The following is a 24,426-nucleotide window of genomic DNA, read 5'->3' on the forward strand; positions in this document are numbered from 1 at the left end:
CTACCTGGGCTAAGGTGGATGAGTTTGTTAAAGCTGAATTGAATAAGGTTCAGGCTTCAGGTAAAAAGATCCGTATCGTTTCTTCGTCTGTAAACAGCCCTTCAACAAAAAGTGTTGTAGCTGATTTTACTGCAGCTTATCCAAATACAAAACATGTTCAGTATGATGCTGTTTCTTATACCGGTATCATTAAAGCGAACGAAAATAGCTTCGGTAAGGCTGTAATTCCTAAATATAATTTCGATAAAGCGGATCTGATCGTAAGTTTCGGTGCAGATTTCCTTGGTACCTGGATCAGCGGTGAAGAATTTACTGCCCAGTATATCTCTAACAGAAATTATAAAACCTTAGCAAAAGGAAAAATGTCTCGTCACTTCCAGTTTGAAGCTGGGATGAGTTTAACTGGTACAAATGCAGATACGCGTTTGCCAATTAAATTATCTGAAGAAGGACCTGCATTAATTACCTTATATAATACCATCACTGGAAATAATCTTCCTGGTGGATCTTTGCCAAACAATACAAGTGCAGATAAAGCATTGAAATTGGTAGGTAAAGAATTGTTAATGAATAAAGGAAAATCTCTTGTGGTTTCCGGATCGAATGATGTATCTACACAGATCCTTGTCAATGCGATCAATGCTGCTATTGGCAGTTACGGAACAACAATTGATCTTGATAATCCATGTAAGCGTTATTCAGGAAATGACGCGGAATTTGCAGAACTGATCAATGAAATGAACAGAGGCGAAGTTGCTGCCGTTTTCTTCCTGAACAGCAACCCGGCTTATGATGCAGTTAATGCAAAAGCATTTACAGATGCTTTATCTAAAGTAGGATTAAAAGTTTCTTTCTCCGATAGAAAAGATGAGACCTCTACTTTATGTGATGTGATTGCAACAAATCAGAACTATCTGGAATCGTGGGGCGACGCAAATGCTTATGAAGGATATTATTCTGTAATACAGCCAACTATTAATCCGGTATTTAATTCCCGCCAGGCAGAACAAAGTTTATTGGTTTGGTCTAACGGCCCTGTTCAGGAATATTACCAATATGTTCGGAACAACTGGGAGAAAAATATTTTACCTTCTTTGGGTAAAACATGGAACGATTTGTTGCAGACGGGAGCTTTCTCTGCTAGTGCAAAATCTGCAGGTGCTTATAGCTTCAGTTTGTCACTGGCTGCTGTTGCACAATCTATCTCAAACAGCTCTAAAGCTTTAGCTAAAGATATTGAGTTGCAGGTTTATGAAAGTGTACCAATGCGTGATGGTAAACATGCAAATAATGCATTCCTTCTGGAATTACCTGATCCGGTTTCTAAAGTAACCTGGGACAACTACGTAGCTATCGCTCCTAAATTTGCTGAAAAATTAGGTTTTAAGGAATTCGACGTTGTATCTGTTAAAGGTGCAAACGGATATACAATTGAATTGCCTGTATTGATCCAGCCGGGACAAGCTGTAGGAACAGTTTCCATCGCTTTAGGTTATGGACGTACAAAAGTAGGTAAGGCAGGAGATAATGTTGGTAAGAACGCTTTCCCTTTTGTAAGTTTCACTAATGGAACCTTGCAATATGCAACCACAGTAAGCCTTTCTAAAACAGGTTCAACTTATGAACTTGCTCAAACGCAAACACACTATTCCTTTGAAGGAAGAAATATCATCCGCGAAGCGACTTTTAAAGAATATGTAAAAGATCCTGCTGCTGGTTCAGGTAACCATGGCGAAAAACATAAATCTTATGATTTATGGGATAAATATGAGAAACCAGGTAACAACTGGGTAATGGCAATCGATCTGAATGCTTGTACTGGTTGCGGTTCTTGTATTGTAGCTTGTAACGTTGAGAACAACATTCCTGTTGTTGGCCGTGATGAGGTTCGCAGAAGAAGAGAGATGCACTGGATCCGTATTGATCGTTATTACAGCTTTGAAGAAGAAGGTAAGAACGTAACTGAGGAGAAAGAGATCGCTCACATGGAAAATATGGATAAAGTAACGGTTGTTCACCAGCCAATGCTTTGTCAGCACTGTGACCATGCACCTTGCGAAACAGTTTGTCCGGTACTGGCAACGGTACACTCTTCAGATGGTTTGAACCACATGGCTTATAACCGTTGCGTTGGAACACGTTACTGTGCAAACAACTGTCCTTACAAAGTACGTCGTTTCAACTGGTTCAACTACTGGAACGATTCCCGTTTCGATAATTATCTGAACAATGAGTTCACTCAACTGGTACTTAATCCAGATGTGACTACACGTTCAAGAGGGGTAATGGAGAAATGCTCTATGTGTATTCAACGTATACAGGCAGGTAAACTGAAAGCTAAGATTGAAAAGCGTCCGTTGAAAGATGGCGATATTAAAATGGCTTGTCAGCAAGCGTGTTCAGCAAATGCAATCATCTTTGGTGATGGTAACGATCCGGAATCGGAAGTTTCTAAAGCATTACGTAGTGAGCGTACTTACTATGTACTGGAGGAACTTAACGTTCAGCCAGGTGTTGGATATATGACAAAAATTAGAAATACAGATACAGTACAAGCGTAAGCTGATATTAAAGAAAATATAATATGTCAGGACATAACGAATCAATATTAAGAGAGCCATTAATCACCGGAAATAACATCACGTATGCAAAGATTACGGATGATATTTTAACACCGGTAGAGAATAAGCCGAATAAGGCATGGTGGATAGGCTTTATCGTTTCCGCACTGGGGGCTTTACTTTGGGTTGTAGCAGTAAGTTACACCTTCTGGAATGGTATCGGTGCATGGGGTTTAAATAAAACAGTAGGTTGGGCCTGGGACATCACCGGCTTCGTATGGTGGGTTGGTATTGGTCACGCCGGTACTTTGATCTCGGCTGTATTGCTGCTCTTCCGCCAGAACTGGAGGAATTCAATTAACCGTTCCGCAGAGGCGATGACTATTTTCGCTGTTATTTGTGCAGCGACTTATGTAGTGTCTCACATGGGTAGACCATGGTTGGCTTACTGGGTACTTCCGTTGCCAAATCAGTTCGGATCTTTGTGGGTAAACTTTAACTCGCCGCTGGTATGGGATATGTTTGCAATCTCTACTTATTTCTCTGTATCCTTATTATTCTGGTATACAGGTTTATTACCGGATATCGCGACGATCCGCGACCGTGCAGTTGGTGTAAAACGTAAAGTATATACTGTTCTTTCTTTTGGCTGGACAGGTAACGTAAAAACATGGCAACGTTTTGAGGCTGTATCCTTAATCTTAGCCGGTATCTCTACGCCACTTGTACTTTCTGTACACACCATTGTATCCATGGACTTTGCAACTTCGGTAATTCCGGGATGGCATACAACGATTTTCCCTCCTTACTTTGTTGCGGGGGCGATATTCTCCGGTTTTGCGATGGTGTTAACACTTCTATTGGTTGCACGTAAGGTATTGGGACTGGAGAATTACATCACCATGTTCCACATTGAATCGATGAATAAAATCATCATTCTTACAGGTTCCATCGTTGGTGTGGCTTATTTAACAGAGTTCTTTATCGCTTGGTACTCCGGTTCTGAGTATGAGCAATATGCATTTATCAACCGTTCTACTGGTCCTTACTGGTGGGCGTACTGGATGATGATGACTTGTAACGTAATCTCTCCACAGTTGTTGTGGTTCAAGAAGATCCGTACCAGCATTCCTGCAACCTGGATTTTATCTATTGTGGTGAATATCGGTATGTGGTTTGAGCGTTTCGTAATTATCGTTACTTCATTACACCGTGATTATCTTCCTTCAAGTTGGGCAATGTTTTATCCAACCTGGGTTGATGTGAGTGTGTTTGTTGGATCTATTGGTTTGTTCTTTACCTTGTTCCTTTTGTTCTTAAGGGTATTACCTTCTATTGCAATTGCCGAGGTTAAGTTATTGCTGAAGAGCGCGAGTGAGCAGGCTAAATTGGAGTTGATCAAAGATGGTCACTTAGAAAAAGAACAGGTTAAGGAATATGTTGAGTCCTTGGAGAAGTTCGATAGTGTTAAACAAGAAGAATACGCAAAAATATAACGATGAGTAATATCAAATATATCTTAGGCAGTTTTGGCGATCCTGACGAAATGATGCATGGCATCGAAAAGTTGCAGGAGAATAATATTAAGATACATGATGTATATACCCCAATGCCGATCCACGGTATTGAGGCTAAATTAGGAGTTAAACGTTCCCGGTTGGATATCGCTGCATTTTGTTTTGGAATTACCGGAACAATGACCATGCTTAGCTTTGTTTACTATGCTGCTGCATGGGACTGGCCGGTTAATATAGGTGGAAAGCCTCACTTTGCTTTACCGGATTTTATTCCGATTACTTTTGAGTTGACCATTTTGTTCTGTGCTTTTGGTTTAGTGGGTTCTTATTATGCATCTACGCATTTGTTCCCGGGAAGAGCACCAAGGGTAATGGATCTGAGAGCAACTGATGATCGGTTTATTATCGCTATTGATGCTAAAGAAAATGCTGAACACAGCAAAATTGATGGTTTATTAAAGGACGCAGGTGCTTTAGAAGTAAAATATAATGAAAGGAAGTATATTAGCTATGAATAAGACTAAAATAGTATGTGTGGCGTTTTTTGCATTCACCGTAGCTGTGTCTCTTTCATCATGCAGAAATAAACGCAGTACTGGCTTGGAATATGCAAGGAACATGTATGATCCTATTGCTTACAATCCGGATCAACCGAATAAGAACTTTGCAAACGGTCAGACGGCGCAGACGCCTCCGCCAAATACAGATCCGATCGGATTTGTAAAATATGAATATGCAAATACCAAAGAAGGTTATGAGGCAGCAGGTAAGAACCTGGTTAACCCATTGCCTTTGACAGAAGCGAATCTGGTATCTGGTAAGCATTACTTTACCGTTTTTTGCTCACCTTGTCATGGTGATAAAGGAGATGGAAAAGGGCATTTGGTACAGATTGAGAAGTTTTCTGGTGTACCTGCTTATCATGGTGATGCTGCTTCTTCAAGAGGTGGTCTTATGAAAGATTTGTCTGCCGGTAAAATCTATCATACAATTATGTATGGTTTAAACAATATGGGCTCGCATGCTTCACAGCTGTCTCCTGAAGAGAGATGGAAAGTAGTGATGTATGTTCAACAATTACAAAAAATACAATAGAAAAGCAAGAATAAATGGGAACTCATAATTATAATTTAACTGAGCAGTTTGAGTTTACAGGAAAAGCAAAAACTTTGAGTGTAATCGCTATTGTTATTGGTATAGCGGCTATAGCTTTCGGTTTTTCCAATCATGAACTTCATGAAAGGACTTTTGCAAACCTGTTATTAATGGGATATTACTTTGCATGCGTATGTATGTCAGGTGCATTCTTTCTAGCAGTTCAATTTGTTGCACAGGCGGGATGGTCTGCTGCTATTTTACGTGTACCGCAGGCGATGGCAAAAACTTTGCCTATTGCGGTTGTGATCTTAATCGCTATTGTTGGATTAGGCTTATATACACACAATTTATATCACCACTGGAATGCTCCGGGATTAACTGATAAAGGTGCTGCCAATTATGATAAAATCATTGATGGTAAATCTCCTTTCTTAAATGTACCATTCTTTATGGCACGTCAGGTGATCTTCCTTGGGGTATACAGCTTCTTTGCTGTATTGCTTTCTAAGTTATCAGCTAACGAAGATCTGGAAGGCGGATTGAATTCTTACAGAAAGAGTTTCAAGTATTCTTGTATCTTCCTGGTAATCTACGGATTTACTACACCTATTTTTGCATTTGACACCATCATGTCCCTAGAGGCACACTGGTTCTCCACTATGTTTGGCTGGTATAATTTTGCCGCAATGTGGGTGAGTAGCTTAGCGACTATGGCGATCATTATTATCCTGTTAAAGAAAGCGGGTTATATGTCATTTGTAAACAATAGCCACTTACACAATTTAGGTCAGTTTATTTTTGGTTTTTCTATCTTCTGGACTTATGTATGGTTTGCTCAGTTCTTGCTGATTTACTATGCTAACATGCCTGAGGAAACAGTTTACTTCTATAAACGATTTGAATTTTATAAAATCTGGTTCTATTTGAACCTTGCGCTGAACTTTTTATCTCCGGTGTTATTGTTAATGGACCGTGATAACAAGAGAAATGAAAATACATTACTGATCGTTTCTATCCTGGTATTGTTAGGACACTGGGTAGATTATTACCAGATGATCATGCCAGGAGCTGTTGAGGAAGGCCAGAATGGATTTGGATTTATTGAAATCGGAACTGCAATTGGTTTTGTAGGATTGTTTACCTTTACGGTATTAACAGCCCTGAGCAAAAAACCTTTGGTAGCGAAGAACCATCCATTTTTACAGGAAAGTTTAAATCACCATTTGTAATTGGTGGTTATATAGAGTATATAGATTAATAGTATAATGGAAGTACAGCGTACTACTTTTAAGAAAATGAGTTTAAGAAAATTTATAAGTAATAAGACAATGGCGGTTTTAGCAGTTCTTTTAACTGCATTTGCAAACACCAGCGCATTTGCACAGGAAGCTGCTGCCGGTGCTGCCGCTACGGCTGCAGCCAAACCCGTTGATATGGAACCGATCTATAAGTCGGCAATATTTTATGCGCTGCTCTTTTTGCTGCTGTGTTTATTTATAGCCATAGTAGGAAAAGCTTTAAGGGTTTATGAACTGACCCGAGAAGCCCAGGATAAGCCGATGGGGATTAACTGGAATGCGATTAACGGTAGCTTGTTTGCCTTATTCTTAATTGTAGGTTTGTACGGTGTGTATTGGGAATATACAGTTCATGGCAACATGATACTGCCTGAAGCAGCTTCTGAACATGGTAAAAAGATAGACAATATGTTTAATATTACATTAATCATTACGACTATCGTATTTGTTCTGACGCACATTTTCCTTTTTACTTTCTCTTATTTCTACAAACACTCAGGAAAAAGAAAAGCTTACTATTATCCTCACAACAATACCCTGGAGAAAATCTGGACATTTATTCCTGCCCTGGTTTTAACGGTATTGGTATTAATGGGCTTCCTGACTTGGAGATCTATCTTCTATAAGGTTGAAGATCCGAATAATAAGCCAATTAATATTGAGATCACTTCTCAGCAATTTGCATGGACTATTCGTTATGCAGGTAAGGATGGTGTTGTAGGTCGCAAGAATTTTAAATTAATTACAGGTGTAAATGGCCTTGGAGTTGACTTTAAAGATAAAAATGCAATGGATGATTTACTGGCTGATGAGATGGTTATCCCGGTAAATAAACGAGTAAAATTAATTCTGACAAGTAAAGACGTTCTACACAGTTTCTACATGCCTAATTTTAGGGTACAGTTGAATACTGTTCCTGGTATGGCTTCTTTCTTCGAATTTACGCCAACGATTACAACCGCAGAGATGCAGGTGAAAACAGGTGATCCAAGTTTTAAATATTTGTTTTACTGCTCGAAAATTTGCGGATCCGGGCACTATAACATGCAAAAGACAGTTAGAGTTGTTTCTCAGGAAGAGTATAATGCCTGGATTGCGAAACAACCAACTTACTTAACTAACGATTTGAGGAAGCAGTTTGGTTTACCTTTGGTAGCTGACCCGGCTGCACCAGCGGCTACAGCTGCTGAGCCTGCTGCAAAGGATACAGCTGTAGTAAAAACAAATCAATTGGCTTTAAAAAAATAAAAATACTGGAATAGAGCATTATGTCAACGATAACATTACACGATACACATAACCACGATGATCATGCACATGGTCATCACAAGGAAACATTCTTAACGAAGTATGTTTTTAGCCAGGATCACAAAATGATAGCTAAACAGTTCCTGATAACTGGTATTATCATGGCTGTGATTGCAATGGGCTTATCTATATTATTCCGTCTTCAACTGGCCTGGCCAGATAAGAGTTTCCCTATTCTGGAAACATTTTTAGGAAGATGGGCCGAAGGAGGTCGTATCAGGCCGGATTTCTATCTTGCTCTGGTAACGATACATGGTACCATCATGGTATTCTTTGTATTAACTGCCGGATTGAGTGGTACTTTTAGTAACTTATTGATTCCATTACAGATTGGAGCAAGGGATATGGCTTCACCATTCCTGAACATGCTTTCTTACTGGTTCTTCTTTACTGCCTGTGTGATCATGATGAGTTCTTTCTTCATCCAAACTGGTCCTGCCAGTGCGGGTTGGACGGTTTATCCTCCATTATCTGCCTTACCGAAAGCCATTGATGGTTCAGGATTAGGTATGACACTTTGGTTGGTGAGTATGATCTGCTTTGTTGCTTCTTCGCTAATGGGAGGTATCAATTATGTATCTACCGTATTGAACATGCGTACTAAAGGTATGGATCTTTGGAAAATGCCTTTGACGATCTGGGCGTTCTTCCTGACCGCTATTTTAGGTATCCTATCTTTCCCTGTACTGGTTGCAGGTGTAGTACTTTTAATTTTTGACAGAAGCTTTGGTACAAGTTTCTACCTTTCTGATATTGTTATTGGTACACAGGTTCTGCCGAATGAGGGTGGTTCGCCAATCTTATGGCAACACTTATTCTGGTTCCTTGGTCACCCTGAGGTTTATATTGTAATTATGCCTGCTTTGGGTATTTCATCCGAGGTGATCTCTATTAATGCAAGAAAGCCAATTTTCGGTTATCATGCGATGATTTATTCTTTGATCGGTATTACTGTATTGTCCTTTATCGTTTGGGGTCACCACATGTTTGTAACGGGTATGAATCCTTTATTAGGTGGTGTATTTATGATTACGACATTGATCATTGCCGTACCATCTGCTGTAAAGACGTTTAACTACCTGGCTACTTTGTGGAGAGGTAATATCCGTTTTACTCCTGCAATGCTTTTCGCTATTGGTTTGGTGTCTTTCTTTATCTCAGGTGGTCTAACCGGTATTTTCTTAGGAAATGCTTCCCTGGATATTAACTTGCATGATACTTATTTCGTTGTTGCTCACTTCCACCTTGTAATGGGATCGGCTGCTATATTTGGTATGCTTGCAGGTGTTTATCACTGGTATCCAAAAATGTTTGGAAGAATGATGAATGCTAAATTGGGCTATCTTCACTTCTGGGTAACATTTATTTGTGCCTATCTGGTATTTTTTCCATTACACTTCTTAGGTTTGGACGGTGTGCCTCGTCGTTACTATGCATTTACTGAGTTTGAGTTTATGCAGAAATGGGTAACTGTGAACGTTTTTGTAACCTGGTCTGCTATTATTGCAGCACTGGCACAAGTTGCGTTCCTGTTCAACTTCTTCTATTCTATCTTTAAAGGTAAAAAAGCCCCTCAAAATCCTTGGGAAGCTAATACTTTAGAGTGGACTACTCCGGTAGAACATTTACATGGTAACTGGCCAGGAGAAATTCCAACTGTATACCGTTGGCCATATGATTACAGCAAACCTGGTGCTGATGCAGATTTTATTCCTCAGACAGTTCCTTTCTCTCAAACCATGAACTCAAACATGCCACATGATTTTGAAGGAAATACTGAAGCTGAACGTATCCAGAATGACTGGAACTTGAAACAACAATCATTAGAGAAATCTAAACAAGACTAATACTAGTTTTGAATATACTATTGGGTATCTGCAGTGAGTAAATACTTACAACAGATACCCTTTTTTTTAAATACAAATTCCATGGTTCCTACATCTGAACGGAGATTCATAAAGCTTAATTTTGCGACCATCATAGTAACCCTATTGGTGGTTTTGGCTGGTGGAATCGTAAGGAGTACCGGATCTGGAATGGGCTGCCCTGACTGGCCTAAATGCTTTGATCAGTATATCCCACCAACATCTGTAAAGCAATTACCTCCGGATTATAAAGAAAGATACGTTGCACAAAGGGTTAAGAAAAATGAACGCTTTGCTAAAACGCTTGACAAACTGGGAAAAAAGGAGCTAGCTGATGCCATCAGACACGATCCGTCTATACTACAGCCGGAGGATTTTAACGTTGCGAATACCTGGACGGAATATCTGAACCGTTTGACAGGCGCAGTTACGGGGTTTTTTCTGATTGGAGTTGCCATTTGCTCTTTTACCTATAAAAAGACGGCTAAACGGCTGATCTGGTTGAGTATCCTGAACTTATTTGTTGTGGTTTTTCAAGCCTGGCTGGGTTCTATTGTAGTTTCTACGAATTTGCTTCAATGGGTGGTAACTGTTCATATGTTACTGGCCCTGGTCATTTTGGCGATTCTGGTATATACTTATAATTACGCGAAGCAACTTCGTAAAGAAGAGGTGGTGATTATTTCCAAGGTAGTTTGGTTAAAACTGATCATTCTTGTGGCTATACTTGTGAGTGTTATACAAATTGTTTTGGGTACAGAAGTACGGGAAGCGGTAGATATGATTTCCAAAAATCTATTGAATAATGACCGGGGAAGCTGGGTGAGCAAAACGGGGTCTGTATTTGTGTATCATAGAGACATGGCGATCCTGGTTGCTATTTTAAACGTGTTTATTTATAAGATTGTGATGGAGAAATTTGGAGGTAAAGCAACAGAACTCCAGGTTGGTAACTCAATTGTAATTGTTTTAATTATACAAGTGTTAAGTGGTGTATTATTATCTAACTTTGCACTGCCACCATATGCCCAGGCAATACATATTTTGTTTTCTACAGTTTTATTTACGTTGCAATTTTATCTGTATTTGCTGGTATACAGGACAAGTACGTATAATCAATAATTAAAATATATAATTTGAAACAGTTTTTATCAGATTTTTCAAAACTCATTAAATTCAGACTGACCTTTCTGGTGGTTTTTTCTGCGTCGATTACTTTTTTGATTGGATCAAAGATGCAGGTTCATCGGGGTGTAATACCTGGTATAGACTGGATGAATTGGTTGATCCTGATTGCAGGAGGTTTTTTTGTTACTGGTGCAGCCAATTGTTTTAATGAAATTATAGAAAAGGATCTGGACAAGTTAATGACTCGGACAAAAGACCGTCCAATGCCTGCGGGAAGGATGACGACCGGGCAAGGTTTAGTTTCGGGTTTGGTGATGGGCATGTTTGGTACATGGCTTTTGGGAAAGTTAAATCTGGAAACGGGTATGCTTTCCGTCTTTTCAATTTTATTGTATGCTTTTGCTTATACCCCATTAAAGCGTAAATCTCCAATCGCAGTTTTTGTTGGTGCAATTCCAGGGGCTTTGCCGCCATTGATCGGTTATCTTGCAGCATTAGGTAATACAACTACTTTTTATGCAGCAGATTATGAGATAGCAGTTATTCTGTTCCTGGTTCAGTTTGTTTGGCAGTTCCCTCATTTCTGGTCTATTGCCTGGGTTCTTGACGACGATTACAAGAAAGCTGGCTTCAGGCTGCTACCCACTACAAAAAGAGATAAAGCGAGTGCGGGAATCACTTTCTTAAGTACTTTAATTTTAATACCTGTAAGTTTACTGCCCACCTTCTATGGATTTGGCGGGTACTATATAGCAGGGGTTTCTTTAATTGCAGGATTGGTTTTTGCCTGGCTTGCTTTAAAATTATTCCTGAACCTTGATCTTGCGAGCGCACGTAAAGTGATGTTCTGCTCGTTTTTTTATCTGCCGGTTGTACAACTGGTTTTATTATTTGATTTTTTAACTAAATAATTTTTTAAATGGTTCATACATTGAAAGAAGAGGATGTAAAGCTGGACTCAAGGCCCAAAAAATTTATTGTTTGGTTATTTGTGGTTTCCTCTACAATTATGTTTGGAGGATGGACAAGCTACTACATAGTTTTTGCGGCTTCTAAAGGCAAAGGTCATGGACTTGTGCTGCCAGATGTTTTTATGTACAGTACAGGCGTGCTGGTTGCAAGCAGCATTTGCTTGTTTTTGGCTTCAAGGGCGCTTAGAAATCAGGAACTCAGCAAACAGAAGGTATTTCTGTGGCTCACTATGCTGCTGGGGCTTACCTTTGGTTATTTACAGTTGGATGCCTGGTCCAGCTTATACCACAGCGGAGCCGTATTGGTGAACAATAATGCGGCTATTTCTATTATTTACATTGTTTCCGGTTTTCACTTACTTCATATTTTTTGTGGCTTGTGTTTGATTGCTGCGACATTGTTTGGGGCTTACCGGAATATTTCGCTTGGAAGATTGCAGTTCCGGATGGAGATTTCTTCAATATTTTGGCATTTTATAGATATATTATGGATATATCTGTATGTTTTTTTACTTTTGAACAGTTAGACTTTTTAACAAACTATTACAATTTTTAAAATGGATTCATTATCACAATTAGATCAGGTAAAAACTACTGCGTGGAGCGGCGGCCGTTCACCATGGTCCGTAGAGTATGGAAAAATAATGATGTGGTTTTTCTTGCTTTCTGATGCATTTACATTCTCTTCATTATTGGTGTACTATGGCGCACAGCGTTTTACTAAATTCACCTGGCCTGATCCTGATTTGGTATTTCAATCGATACCTGGTATTAAGGACAGTGGTGCCCCGCTGGTATTCGTAGGTTTGATGACCTTTATTTTGATCATGAGCTCGGTTACTATGGTATTGGCTGTTGAGGCCGGTCACAGAAGGTCTAAAAAAGAAGTTGTTGGCTGGATGATCGCTACGATCATTGGTGGATTTATGTTCTTAGGCTGTCAGGCTTTGGAATGGACACACTTGCACCATGAAGGTTTCTGGTGGGGACACATTCCTGCAATTGAAGAACTCAAACATTTCTTTGATCCGTCTGTAGCGTCAGTTGCCGCAAACGAAGCTGCAATGAAAGTTTCCGGTCAGCAGTTTGCTAATTTGTTCTTTACCATTACTGGATTCCATGGATTTCACGTATTCTCTGGTGTATTGATCAATTGCATCATTTTGGGTATGACCATCAATGGTACTTTTGAAAGACGCGGACATTACTTAATGATTGAAAAGGTTGGTTTATACTGGCACTTTGTAGATTTAGTTTGGGTATTCGTTTTTACCTTCTTTTATTTAGTTTAATCTTTTTATACCATATTTTATGTCAGAACATAATATACATACAACAGAAGAGCATGGACATGAAGAACATGCAGCCCTTGATAAGAAAAAAATATGGCAGGTATTTGGGATCCTGCTGGTTATTACGATCATTGAATTTATCATTGCACTCGTAATTATCCCGGGCCATTATATGTCACAGCATGTAGGTAACTTTGTATACATTGCTTTAACCTTATTAAAAGCATTTTATATTGTTGCTTATTTCATGCACCTGAAGTATGAAAAACTTGGATTGCAGCTGTCTCTAACAGTTACCTTTATATTTATCCTATACTTCATCACCTTAATGCTGATTGAAGGCGGTTATCTGCACTTGCATATGTCTGCTGCTGCTTAACATGAAGGGTACTTCCATAAAAAAAATATTAATCCTGGTCACCATTTTAGCGGTACCAGGATTTTTATATTATTTACTTACTGAAAAAGGTAAGAACCGCTATAAGCCGCTCCCCATTTTTGGACCTAAAACCGTTGCTTCTACTTTTCATTCTGTGAGAGGAAAGAAAATTCCAGATACGGTATATCATCAGGTAAGCGATTTCAAGCTAATTAATCAGGCAGGAGATACCTTGAGCTGGAAAAGTTATGAGAATAAGATCATCATTCTCAATTTGTTTTACTCATCTGATAATCCGGGTACAAAGCTGACGAATAAACTGATCAAAGATTTTGAAAAGAACTATGGTAAAAACACCGTACTCCGTTTTGTGAGTGTTAGTGTAGATCCAAAGGGAGATACGAAAGCTGTTTTGTCTAAATACGCGGAAGAGCATCATGCAATGCCAGGAAAATGGGATTTGCTGAGCGGAGACAGCACTCAGGTTTATAATCTGATTAATAAACAATTATTCATTGACGCTTTCCAGAAGAAAGAAAACGGAAAAAATATTTTCGTATATAATAACTTGTTCGTCCTTCTGGATCCTCAGCATCGTATTCGCGGGTATTATGAGGCGACCAATCAGGAAGCACTGTCTAAGCTAGACGATGAAATCAAGGTTCTTATTGTTGAGGAACTCAGGAACAATACGGACGGGAGATAATTAAAGAATACTATGTCAAGTAATAGCTCAATTGAAAAAAAATATAGCAGGTGGATTGTCCTCTTGTCTGTGGTTATACCAGTCGCAGTGGCTGTTTTATTTTTTGTGAAAATTCCAAATGCAACACCTCTTCCTGTTTTACCTCCAATTTATGCGACCATTAACGGTATTACTGCCGTTTTGTTGGTTGTAGCGGTTTGGGCAATAAAGAATGGAAAAATTCAGCTTCATCAAAATCTGATGAAGACCGCAATTGGCTGCTCCTTGTTGTTTTTGGTCATGTATATTGCTTATCATATGACTACTCCATCCACTAAATTTGGTGGAGAGGGAGGTATTAAGTATGTGTATTATTTTATTTTGCTTACGCATATTTTGCTTTCTATTGCCATAATACCGTTGGTTTTGATCACTTATGTGAGAGCATTAGCAGAGCGCTTCGATAAACACAAGAAGATTGCGAAAATTACCTTTCCCCTTTGGTTGTATGTAGCGGTGACAGGCGTTGTTGTTTATTTGATGATTTCTCCTTATTACAATTTTTAATAAGGCGATCTTCATTTTTTTGCCCGGGAACAATAGGGAAATCTCCTCTATTGTAATATATTCCTATAATAATCTTCAAATTGATTCTTAAATGCTATTTTAGGGCTTACAAGTACTTTCTTGTGCTTTGTGAATTTTAAGCGCTTAATCAATTTTAATGGAATTTTCCGAATCAATAGATCTTATCACAACAGGAAAGGATTTGCTGAATCTGATAGAGCAGGACGGCAAAGAAGCCTTTACTGCTTTCTATTCCAGTAATTTTCAGAAATTAATCATCATTTCCGACCGATATGTAAAGAATGTGCATGCTGCCGAAGAGATTGTTCAGGATATGTTTGTGAAGATATGGGAAGAGAAGGAACTTCTCCTGAATGTAAATGCTGTAAAGCCTTACTTGTACCGTAGTGTTGTTAATGCTTCTATCAATTTTGTAAACAGGCAAAAGAACATTGAGAAGCATCATTTGAAAATTGCGGAAAACTTAAGTACTGAAGATATTGATTTGCTTGATGAACAAAATGAACTTCTTGTTTTGTTGTATAAGGAGATTGAATTATTACCCGTAAAATGCCAGGAAGTATTTAAATTGAGCCGTCTTGAAGGGTTAAAATACCGTGAGATCGCCGTTCGGTTAAATATCTCTGAAAGAACTGTCGAAAATCATATGGGACATGCACTTCGCACATTGCGTGCCCGGGTATTATTGAAAGCACAGCGAAATGATGGCATTGCCAGGTTTAAATATTTTTCTCTTCTGATGGTGTTCTTGTATTGAATTCAAATGTTTTAAGAAAATTGAAATTTTCTTAAAAAAGAACTAGGGGTTTTTGATGGGACTATTTGTCTTCCTTAAAAACACGACAACTTGCAAGACAATTTGAACCATCAGAATATCATTCTGAACTATCTTAACGATCCCGAAAATGAAACGCTAATTCAACAGGTTAGTGCGTTCAGAGCGCAGTCTGAAGAGAACGAGCTTTATTTTAAGCAAATGCAAAAGATATGGGACGCATCTGCCAATTTAAAACCCCTCTATGAGCTTAATTCCTCAGCGTCTGTTCAGAAATTAAGTTCTCGTTTAATCCCTTATACTTTACCAAATGCTAAGCACAATTATTTGTGGCTAAGAATTGCTGTTGCAATTGTACTGATATCCGCTTTGTCAGTTTGGATTTATTCTGAAAAATTTTCCGTACAGGAATTGGTAAAAGAAACCACTAACCAGGTAGACTCTGTTGTATTAAGTGACGGATCAAAGATCATGCTGGCTAAAAACAGTGCAATAAAATTTCCAGACCGTTTCAACGGGAAAACGAGAGAGATTTCTTTGCTGAGCGGTGAAGCTTTTTTTAAAGTACACAGAGATCCTAAACATCCATTTCATGTGGCCATTGGCCATTCTAAAGTAAGTGTTTTAGGTACTTCCTTTAATATTAATTATTCTAAAACTAAGATTAATGTATCTGTTCAAACCGGAAAAGTAAGTTTTCTGCCTAACAGTGTAAGTCTGCCATCCATTCTGATTGCCGGGCAGGCTATTTCTTATAACCTCAAGGAAAATACAGTGGAGAAATCGGATGGAGCCAACGCGAATGCATGGTTAACCAGGGAACTTCATTTTGTGGATATGCCACTAAATAAAGTCTGTGAAGAACTGAGCACTTATTACGGGGTGAAAATAATCCTGCAGGAAACCATTCACACCGCCAAGAAATTCAATGCCAATTTTAAAGGCAGCAGCCTTGAAGAAGTATTAACCGTGCTTAATGAAACCTATAAAATACAAATCAATAAGAGTGATAGCCTGATCACGATTAAAAGTAAATAATAAATCAACTAAACCAATTCAATTACCAATTATGGAGAAAAACTACAAAAGAACCATGCGAAGATTGAAATATGGCTTAACAGTAATGTTTTGCTGTGCAATCTTCTGTGTTTCGCTGGCCAGGGCAGAAAATATAAAGCGCACTGGCTTCAAAACGGAAAGACTGGATAATTATTTAAAAAAGATAGAATTAGCTTATAAGGTGAGTTTTGTCTATGATGCCACGCAGATCAACAAAGAAATGAGTATTGAGGCACCACAAAAACTGGTGTCCATCAATTCAGATCTCGAGCCGCTAAAAGCCAAAGGAATCAATTACAATATTGTTGGAAAACAGGTGATATTGAAGAAAGCTCCCATACCTGCACTGGCGATGCAGGATATCATTGTGAAAGGAATAGTCCGTTCAAAAAGTGCAGCAGGAAAAATTGATCTTCTGCCTGGAGCAAGTATCCGGGAAAAACACGTGGCCAATGGAACTTCCACTAACGGAGAGGGTGAATTTCAAATCAAAGTAAAAGATGGAGCTACGCTTGTCATTACGGCAATTGGCTACAAAACTGAAGAAATTGTTGTTGGAGGAAGAACCTTGATCAATGTAACTCTGGATGAAGATATTGGTCAGCTTAAAGAAGTAACGATCTCAACCGGTTATCAAAACCTGAACAAAAAGTTATTTACCGGTGCTGCAACACAGGTAAAAGCAATAGATGCCCAGCGGAGTGGTATTCCAGACGTCAGCCGTATGCTGGAAGGCCAGGTGGCTGGTGTCTCTGTACAAAATGTATCGGGTACGTTCGGTGCGGCACCTAAACTGCGCATCAGAGGGGCAACCTCATTAAATGGAGACAATAAACCACTTTGGGTGGTAGATGGTATTGTTTTAGAAGATATTGTAAATGTTTCTAATGAACAGTTATCAACCGGTGATGCAAATACACTGATCGGATCTTCGGTTGCGGGATTGAATTCCGATGATATTGAAAGTTTTGAAATCCTGAGAGATGCTTCTGCCACGGCGATGTATGGAGCAAGGGCCATGAATGGGGTAGTTGTGGTAACGACAAAAAAAGGAAGGAATACCAGTGGTAAACCTACTGTCTCTTATACCGGCAATTTTACCACCTTTCTAAAGCCGAATTACAACCAGTTTGACATCATGAACTCAGGTGATCAGATGCAGGTCTACCTGGACATGCAGAACAAGGGATGGTTGAACCATCCAAAAGTTTCACAACTAGAGAATGGTGGGGTATATCGTAAGATGTACGATCTGATGTATGATTATGATCCGGTTACCGGACAGTTTGCCTTAAGAAATGATGCGCCTTCACGTCTTACATTTTTAAATCGCTATGCCAATGCAAATACGGATTGGTTTGATGTATTGTTCCGGAACTCCTTGATGCAGGATCATTCCTTAAGCATCGCATCAGGTACAGAAAAGGCCAAAATCTATGCTTCAACAAGTTTTCTGAATGACAGCGGCTGGACAGTAGGAGATGGTGTGAAACGTTTTACAGGGAATATTCGCGGTACTTTCGATCTTTCAGACAGATTGCAGGTGGAACTGATCACCACAGGATCTATCCGTGACCAGCGGAGTCCGGGTACAGTGAATAAAAACGACAACGTCGTTACCGGAAAGGTTCAGCGTGATTTTGATATCAACCCTTTTAATTATGCTCTGAATACCAGCCGCACATTGACCCCTTATGATGCAAACGGCAACCGGGAATACTTTATCCAGAATTATACGCCCTTTAACATTTTACAGGAGCTGGAAAACAACTACATAAAAACCACTGTAATTGACATGAAAGTGCAGGCCGGTTTGAATTATAAAATCCTGGATGGACTTAAATATTCATTTGACGGAGCTTACAGATATCTGAAATCAGACCGGGAACATTCTATTACCGAGTATTCCAATGCGGCCAATGCTTACCGCGCTTATGGTAGTGCAAATATTATTGAGAACAACAGATTCTTGTATAAAAATCCATCCAAACCGGGTGCTCTGCCTTCTATTGTTCTTCCAAATGGCGGATTTTACAACACGACCTATGATGGCTTGGTGAACTATTATATGAGGCACTCCCTGGAGTACAACAAAATTTTCAAACAGGATCATTACTTTAATGCCTTTGGTTCAGTAGAGTTAAGATCTATTGACAGACAAAACAGATTCAACAACGGTGTTGGTTATCAGTTTGACAGTGGAGGTATCCCTTTCATTGATCCGGATTATTATAAACAAGCTATAGAAGCGAATACTTATCCATACGGAATGACCTATAAGTATGAGCGTTATTTGTCTTATATGCTCCGTGCCGCTTATTCTTACAAAGGTAAATACAGCGTTAACGCAACCGGACGCTATGACGGCTCAAACCTTTTGGGCCAGTCTTCTACGGCAAGATGGCTGCCAACATGGAATATCTCTGGTGCCTGGAACATGCATGAAGAGGATTTTTTCAAACAGCAGAACATTCTCAGCAGGACAACCATCCGGGCAACCTATGGTTTAACCGGAAGTACGGCTAATGCAACCAATTCTACCATGATCTTAAGGAACCAAACCACCAGAAGAACAGATGCGGTAGATAAGGAATCAGCGATTTATATTGAAAGTCTGGAAAACAGCCAGTTAACCTGGGAGAAACAATATGAAACCAATTTAGGATTTGACCTTGGATTTCTCAGAGACAGGGTCACTTTATCTGTTGATTTATACAAACGTAACGGTTATGATCTGATTGGTCTTTTCCCTACTTCAGGTATTGGCGGGCAGATTTTAAAAAATGCGAATTATGCCGACATGAAATCCAAAGGGATCGAGCTGACCTTAAATGCTAAAATTATCAATGGAGATAAATTTAAATGGAGTTCGAATTTAAATTTTGGATATAACAAAAGTGAGATCACCAATCTGGAATATGATCCGATCATCTTTGATCTGGTTACCCCGAATGGAGGACCGAGACTTGGTTATCCTCAAAGGGCATTGTTCTCTATCGTATTTGATGGTTTAGAGCATACCACAGGATTGCCGACTTTTATTAATGAGAATGGCGTAGGTAAGAGTCCGGGTATTGATTTTCAAAGTACCAATCTGGCACATTTGAAATATGAAGGTCAGGTAGATCCAAAGCTAACGGGTGGTTTTAACAACAGGTTTAGCTACAAAGATTTTACTTTTTCTGCTTTGGTTACCTTTAGTATGGGCAATAAAGTGCGTTTAAATCCAAATTTCAGCGATACTTATTCAGATCTTACCGCAACTTCAAATGATTTCCTAAGACGCTGGACGATGCCTGGGGATGAACTTAAAACCAATATTCCTGCTATAGCAGATGCTTTAATTGCCAGTCAGCTAAGCTCATCAAACAATCCGTATAATGCCTATAACTATTCTACTGAGCGCATAGCTGATGGGGGCTTTGCACGTTTAAAACAGGTTATGCTGACGTATCAGTTGCCGCTATCATGGGCAAAAAGGATTGGTGCAACCAATGCGTCTGTAGGTTTAGTCGGAAATAACGTTTGGCTGATCTATTCAGACAGTCGCTTGAATGGACAAGATCCTGAATTCTTTGGTGCTGGTGGTGTGGCTATGCCAATCCCACGTCAATATTCATTATCGTTAAAACTTGGATTTTAGAATACAATATCATGAAAAATAAGATATATATATACATCACTTTAACTGCTCTGGGGATCTCTGCATCAGGTTGCAAGAAATTTCTGGAACATACGCCTGATTTGCGTACGCAGTTGAACTCTACAGAAAAAGTAGCGCAATTGCTCACCTCGGCCTATCCTAAAGGAACGTATTTAGATTTTACAGAACTTTCTTCTGACAACGTAGAGGATAAAGGCCCGCGTTCTGATTACCGGACATTGAGTTCCGCAATTTCCTGGGAGCGGAATTATTTCTGGCAGGACTTTATTTCCGGTTCCGAAGAAATTGCAGGAACGACAGATTTTTACTGGAGCTCCGCTTATCTGGCGATTGCTTCTGCCAATACGGCTTTACAATATATAGAGAATAATCCTATTGATGCAAAGTTAAGAGCTTATAAAGGTGAAGCTTTGGTGGCCCGGGCTTATGCGCATTTTATGCTGGTGAACCTGTATGCGAAGACTTATGTGCCAAACGGAACAAACAATTCACCTGGTATCCCATTCCTTACTGCTCCGGAGACTGTCGTTTCAGGCAAATACAGCCGGGAGACTGTCGAAGAGACCTATGCTAAGATTGAGAAGGATCTGACTGATGGAATGCCATTAATAGATAATTCAGTATACAAATCTGCGCCAAAGTATCATTTTACATTGAATGCAGTAAACGCTTTTGCTGCAAGGTTCTATTTGTTTAAAGGTGATTTTGCTAAATCCATTATGTATGCCGGCAAAGTTTTGACCAGTCCTGACCAGATCAAGCCCATGTTAAGACCCTGGAATACGATCTATCAAAATGCAGCTTTTGACGCATTTAACATCATGTTTACGCAATCTTCCCAAAACTCAAATTTATTGATGGGAGAAGCCAATTCCGTATGGGCAAGAAGTCACTATATCAGATATGGTTTTGGAAGAGCGACTGCCGCCGCTACCGTAAGTGCAGCTAATGTAACCGGAGGGGAATTTGCTTATCGGGGTACAGGCCCATACATTGAGCCATTTTTTACAGCCTATAAGTTTAAAGAGTTGTTTTTTGAAAGTAAAATCGGTTCGGGCTTTGGAGATCCCTATATCATGGTGCCCTTGCTTACTGTTGATGAGTTGTTGATGAACAGAGCAGAAGCTTATGCATCCAGTAACCAGTTTGATTTAGCCCTGCAGGATATCAATACTTTCCTGAGCACCAGGATAAAAAATTATAATCCAGCAGCACATACGGTCACTTTGGCTAGAATTGCCAGTTTTTACAACATCGCAGATCCAAAAGAAGGTTTGATTAAAACCATTCTTGAGCTGAAAAGAGCAGAGTTTATTTCTGAAGGGATCAGATGGTTTGATTTAAACAGACATGGTTTAACGATCAGACATTCTATGCTGGATGCAAATGGAAAAACAACTTTTATTGAACTTGGAAAAGATGATCCAAGGAGATTATTTCAATTGCCTGAAGCGGCAGTGAAAGCTGGTTTAACGCTTAATCCTAGATAAGAAAGAAGATGAAAAAGATATTTTTATATGCATTGATATTGGGCACAGGTCTGATGTCCTGCAAGAAAGAAAAAGCATTGGATGTAGATCTTAATAAATCTAATTTGGATAGTTATAAAGATAACGATACAGACAAATGGCTAAAAGCAAACTTCCTGGATGTGTACAATATGGAAGTGATGTATCGCTTTGACCGTTTCCAGATTGACCTTGATAAAGATGCGGTTCCTGTAATCGAAGCAAAGGTAAGGCCCATGATGGAGGCTTTCCGTTCGGTTTATATTACACCGTATCTGAACATTGCCGGGAAAAACTTCTTTATGCCAATTGTGCCTAAGGAAGTGGCTTTGTTTGGAAGTGCTCAGTATAGGACCGAAGATCATACCCGGTTATTAGGAACAGCTGATGCAGGAAGACAGATCAATCTATTTGAGGTAAACAATTTTGATCCAAATAATTTTGGTGACTTTCTGGAGAAATTCCATACCATCCATCATGAGTTTACCCATATCCTAAACCAGAATATTCCAGTTCCTCCGGGTTATGAAGAAGTTTCAAATAATTATGTTGGTGCGCAATGGATACAACGAACAGAAGAAGAAGCACAAAGTCTTGGTTTTATTACGCCTTACGCCAGGATGAATAAAAATGAAGACTTTGCAGAGATGACCGCTACTTTGCTAGTTGAAGGGCAGGATTATTTTGATGTGTATGTGAACTCTGCCAATGCAGATGGTAATGCAAAATTAAGAGCGAAAGAGCGGATTATTGTGGATTACTTTAAAGCCAGTTTTGGCATGGACTTCCGGGCCCTGCAAGCTGAAGTTAAAAAGGCCATAGCCGGATTAACTACTGGATCACTTTTATCTGCCGCAGATCTTTTTTCTGGCGGGGTGTTTAAAGGCGTTGGAATCGATAGATCTGCGACGAGCCAGTCAACCGCTTTTACAACATCTTTTGATGCAGCAGTAGCTGCATCCCCTATCCCTCTTTCTCCCCAATTTGAATTGGTATTTGCAGATGCAACCAGAGTAAACAGAACAGATATGATCCTCAAATTTAAAGGCGGGGGCTACGATTTTTGGTTTAATCTGAAGGCAACCTATACAGGTAGCAATGTGAAATTTGTGCTTTCTGATTCAGGTACGAGTACCCCATATGCAAATGGGAACGTGATTAAGACATCAATTAAACCATTACTCGATTATTTTACGACCAAAACATTTAAAATTGACTGGATTGAAAATATAATACCTGGCTCAAAAGATAAACAACTTGGTTTTATAGATACATCAAACAATAAACTTGGTTTTTATGGGGCAGTTAGCCGGTATTAAAAAATATAAATGATGAAAAAGATATTTGTAATCAGTCTTTTTGCAATACTGTTCATGCAGGCCTGTAAAAAGGATCAACAACTTGTTGATGGAAAAAAGCCCGAGGAAAACGTTTCTGAGGCACTAGAGAAATACAGAAATGAGCTGATCAATACCCCAAATGGATGGATCGCTTATCTGTATACTAATGAAATAGGCGGTGGTTATAGTTTTTATCTGGATTTTAAAAAGGATAACGTTCTTAGTCTGAAGGCGGATTATATTTCCGGTTCAAGTCAAAGCACTTATAGGGTGAAACAGGTCATGGCTCCTTCTATTATTTTTGACACCTATAATTCCCTGCATTTATTGTCCGATCCGGATCCCTCTAAGTTTGGAGGAGAAACGGGTGTTGGTTACGGATCTGATTTTGAATTTGAGATCAGGTCGCAGGTAGGAGATACGATAAAACTTGTCGGTAAGAAGCGTCAAACGGAATTTATTTTGGTGAAAGCTACCGCTGCAGATAAGGCCTTTTATACAGATGGGGATCTCGAAGAGTTACAGACTTATTTAAAAGCGAATCCAAACTTATACATTCTTGATGAAAAGGATAATACCAAAAAGATGCAGGTAACTGTAAATACAGATGTTTCCAGCAGGCAGGTTAGTTTAGCTGTTGAAAATAATGGCGCGATTAGCTCCGCGAATGCATCCTTCTCTTTTTCACCCTCAGGACTCTTAAACAAAACCTTAACTTTTGGAGGAAATGTATTTACCCATTTTACCTGGGATAAAGCAAACAAGAAGTTATTTTGGCTAACTTCTACCGGGAAAAAATTTGAAGTATTTGTATCCGATAAGCCAATTATTCCGCTGCACTATTTAATGGGTACGGTTTCGTCTTCGATTAGCATACCAGGAACAACCACCCTGCCAGGTTCTGGCCAGACATTTATTACTGCATATAACCTGATGAGGTCTAGGATAACAGCTGGTTTTAGTGTTCCAACAATAGGCAGAGATCTGAGTTTCTCTTTTAATGATGCGAACAAAACGTTTACGGTGTCATTAATTGTTGTGCAAAACGGTACAAATGCCTTTGCTGCAAATTACACGTATAGTTACACCAAATCTGCTTCAGGAGAGTACAAATTTACCGGACCACCAGTAGTAGGGGGTGGAGCAGGTGCGGCCATACAAAGCATCATGAATGCCTTTATTTTAACCCGTTTAACAGCTCAGACTTTCACATTGGAATATTATGTGGATGCTGCTAATGGCAGAACCTTGGGCAACATGATCAGTAAAGATCAACCGTCCTTTAATATGACCGGACTCATTCAGTAAAAAACAAAACCGCTCTCTCTTCAAGCCGGACGTTTTCGTCCGGCTTTTTTATTTAATGACCTGTCATCCACAATTATTCCTT

Annotated in this window: 20 protein-coding genes; all 20 read left to right on the top strand. The window is 39.3% G+C overall.

Annotated elements, in window-relative coordinates; all coding sequences use genetic code 11:
- The coding region (locus VNZ46_RS11510; protein WP_325560298.1) for a 4Fe-4S dicluster domain-containing protein at positions 1-2,561 on the top strand (2,561 nt) is incomplete at its 5' end.
- Positions 2,562-2,584: 23 nt separating this feature from the next.
- Positions 2,585-4,057 (top strand): NrfD/PsrC family molybdoenzyme membrane anchor subunit, encoded by a 1,473-nt coding sequence (gene nrfD, locus VNZ46_RS11515; RefSeq protein WP_108553262.1) that lies wholly within the window; start codon positions 2,585-2,587, stop codon positions 4,055-4,057.
- A gap of 2 nt (positions 4,058-4,059) precedes the next feature.
- Entirely contained in the window at positions 4,060-4,596 is a 537-nt protein-coding gene (locus VNZ46_RS11520; RefSeq protein WP_108553261.1) for a DUF3341 domain-containing protein, read from the top strand.
- The gene (locus VNZ46_RS11525) at positions 4,589-5,173 is read left to right on the top strand and encodes a cytochrome c (protein ID WP_325560299.1); all 585 of its coding nucleotides are present in this window, start codon (positions 4,589-4,591) and stop codon (positions 5,171-5,173) included. The genes VNZ46_RS11520 and VNZ46_RS11525 overlap by 8 nt, the downstream gene beginning before the upstream one ends.
- A gap of 14 nt (positions 5,174-5,187) precedes the next feature.
- A complete protein-coding gene (locus VNZ46_RS11530; protein ID WP_108553259.1) occupies positions 5,188-6,405 on the top strand; it encodes a quinol:cytochrome C oxidoreductase in 1,218 nt (405 codons plus the stop codon).
- A 36-nt stretch (positions 6,406-6,441) separates the two neighbouring features.
- The gene (locus tag VNZ46_RS11535) at positions 6,442-7,722 is read left to right on the top strand and encodes a cytochrome c oxidase subunit II (RefSeq protein ID WP_325560300.1); all 1,281 of its coding nucleotides are present in this window, start codon (positions 6,442-6,444) and stop codon (positions 7,720-7,722) included.
- A 20-nt stretch (positions 7,723-7,742) separates the two neighbouring features.
- A complete protein-coding gene (locus VNZ46_RS11540; protein ID WP_325560301.1) occupies positions 7,743-9,629 on the top strand; it encodes a cytochrome c oxidase subunit I in 1,887 nt (628 codons plus the stop codon).
- Positions 9,630-9,710: 81 nt separating this feature from the next.
- Complete coding sequence (locus tag VNZ46_RS11545) at positions 9,711-10,769, top strand: COX15/CtaA family protein (protein WP_325560302.1); 1,059 nt, start codon at positions 9,711-9,713, stop codon at positions 10,767-10,769.
- Between the two features lie 14 nt (positions 10,770-10,783).
- Positions 10,784-11,686, top strand: a complete 903-nt coding sequence (cyoE, locus tag VNZ46_RS11550) for a heme o synthase (RefSeq protein WP_133783489.1) — start codon at positions 10,784-10,786, stop codon at positions 11,684-11,686.
- Positions 11,687-11,694: 8 nt separating this feature from the next.
- Positions 11,695-12,273: a cytochrome c oxidase subunit 3 gene (locus VNZ46_RS11555; protein WP_108553255.1), complete on the top strand. Its 579-nt coding sequence runs from the start codon at positions 11,695-11,697 to the stop codon at positions 12,271-12,273.
- A gap of 30 nt (positions 12,274-12,303) precedes the next feature.
- Positions 12,304-13,038, top strand: coding sequence for a cytochrome c oxidase subunit 3 (locus tag VNZ46_RS11560; RefSeq protein WP_108553254.1), 735 nt, complete (start codon positions 12,304-12,306; stop codon positions 13,036-13,038).
- Between the two features lie 19 nt (positions 13,039-13,057).
- Complete coding sequence (locus tag VNZ46_RS11565) at positions 13,058-13,417, top strand: cytochrome C oxidase subunit IV family protein (RefSeq protein ID WP_325560303.1); 360 nt, start codon at positions 13,058-13,060, stop codon at positions 13,415-13,417.
- A 1-nt stretch (position 13,418) separates the two neighbouring features.
- A complete protein-coding gene (locus tag VNZ46_RS11570; RefSeq protein ID WP_325560304.1) occupies positions 13,419-14,123 on the top strand; it encodes an SCO family protein in 705 nt (234 codons plus the stop codon).
- A gap of 12 nt (positions 14,124-14,135) precedes the next feature.
- Positions 14,136-14,669: a DUF420 domain-containing protein gene (locus VNZ46_RS11575; RefSeq protein ID WP_325560305.1), complete on the top strand. Its 534-nt coding sequence runs from the start codon at positions 14,136-14,138 to the stop codon at positions 14,667-14,669.
- 157 nt (positions 14,670-14,826) lie between these two features.
- Entirely contained in the window at positions 14,827-15,447 is a 621-nt protein-coding gene (locus VNZ46_RS11580; RefSeq protein WP_325560306.1) for an RNA polymerase sigma-70 factor, read from the top strand.
- 90 nt (positions 15,448-15,537) lie between these two features.
- On the top strand, positions 15,538-16,503 hold the full coding sequence (locus VNZ46_RS11585) for a FecR family protein (protein ID WP_325560307.1): 966 nt from the start codon (positions 15,538-15,540) through the stop codon (positions 16,501-16,503).
- 31 nt (positions 16,504-16,534) lie between these two features.
- Positions 16,535-20,167 carry a SusC/RagA family TonB-linked outer membrane protein gene (locus tag VNZ46_RS11590; protein WP_325560308.1) on the top strand — a complete coding sequence of 1,211 codons (3,633 nt, stop codon included), beginning with the start codon at positions 16,535-16,537 and terminating at the stop codon, positions 20,165-20,167.
- 11 nt (positions 20,168-20,178) lie between these two features.
- A complete protein-coding gene (locus VNZ46_RS11595) occupies positions 20,179-21,678 on the top strand; it encodes a RagB/SusD family nutrient uptake outer membrane protein (protein WP_325560309.1) in 1,500 nt (499 codons plus the stop codon).
- An 8-nt stretch (positions 21,679-21,686) separates the two neighbouring features.
- Positions 21,687-23,015: a substrate import-associated zinc metallohydrolase lipoprotein gene (locus VNZ46_RS11600; RefSeq protein WP_325560310.1), complete on the top strand. Its 1,329-nt coding sequence runs from the start codon at positions 21,687-21,689 to the stop codon at positions 23,013-23,015.
- Positions 23,016-23,024: 9 nt separating this feature from the next.
- Positions 23,025-24,344: a DUF4302 domain-containing protein gene (locus VNZ46_RS11605; protein ID WP_325560311.1), complete on the top strand. Its 1,320-nt coding sequence runs from the start codon at positions 23,025-23,027 to the stop codon at positions 24,342-24,344.
- Positions 24,345-24,426 lie beyond the last annotated feature (82 nt).

It is taken from the genome of Pedobacter sp. (genome assembly GCF_035566355.1).
Taxonomy (GTDB): domain Bacteria; phylum Bacteroidota; class Bacteroidia; order Sphingobacteriales; family Sphingobacteriaceae; genus Pedobacter.

Coding starts and splice junctions, on each gene's coding strand:
- nrfD (WP_108553262.1), top strand. CDS start 2,585: ATGTCAGGACATAACGAATCAATATTAAGAGAGCCATTAATCACCGGA.
- VNZ46_RS11520 (WP_108553261.1), top strand. CDS start 4,060: ATGAGTAATATCAAATATATCTTAGGCAGTTTTGGCGATCCTGACGAA.
- VNZ46_RS11525 (WP_325560299.1), top strand. CDS start 4,589: ATGAATAAGACTAAAATAGTATGTGTGGCGTTTTTTGCATTCACCGTA.
- VNZ46_RS11530 (WP_108553259.1), top strand. CDS start 5,188: ATGGGAACTCATAATTATAATTTAACTGAGCAGTTTGAGTTTACAGGA.
- VNZ46_RS11535 (WP_325560300.1), top strand. CDS start 6,442: ATGGAAGTACAGCGTACTACTTTTAAGAAAATGAGTTTAAGAAAATTT.
- VNZ46_RS11540 (WP_325560301.1), top strand. CDS start 7,743: ATGTCAACGATAACATTACACGATACACATAACCACGATGATCATGCA.
- VNZ46_RS11545 (WP_325560302.1), top strand. CDS start 9,711: ATGGTTCCTACATCTGAACGGAGATTCATAAAGCTTAATTTTGCGACC.
- VNZ46_RS11555 (WP_108553255.1), top strand. CDS start 11,695: ATGGTTCATACATTGAAAGAAGAGGATGTAAAGCTGGACTCAAGGCCC.
- VNZ46_RS11560 (WP_108553254.1), top strand. CDS start 12,304: ATGGATTCATTATCACAATTAGATCAGGTAAAAACTACTGCGTGGAGC.
- VNZ46_RS11565 (WP_325560303.1), top strand. CDS start 13,058: ATGTCAGAACATAATATACATACAACAGAAGAGCATGGACATGAAGAA.
- VNZ46_RS11570 (WP_325560304.1), top strand. CDS start 13,419: ATGAAGGGTACTTCCATAAAAAAAATATTAATCCTGGTCACCATTTTA.
- VNZ46_RS11575 (WP_325560305.1), top strand. CDS start 14,136: ATGTCAAGTAATAGCTCAATTGAAAAAAAATATAGCAGGTGGATTGTC.
- VNZ46_RS11580 (WP_325560306.1), top strand. CDS start 14,827: ATGGAATTTTCCGAATCAATAGATCTTATCACAACAGGAAAGGATTTG.
- VNZ46_RS11590 (WP_325560308.1), top strand. CDS start 16,535: ATGGAGAAAAACTACAAAAGAACCATGCGAAGATTGAAATATGGCTTA.
- VNZ46_RS11595 (WP_325560309.1), top strand. CDS start 20,179: ATGAAAAATAAGATATATATATACATCACTTTAACTGCTCTGGGGATC.
- VNZ46_RS11600 (WP_325560310.1), top strand. CDS start 21,687: ATGAAAAAGATATTTTTATATGCATTGATATTGGGCACAGGTCTGATG.
- VNZ46_RS11605 (WP_325560311.1), top strand. CDS start 23,025: ATGATGAAAAAGATATTTGTAATCAGTCTTTTTGCAATACTGTTCATG.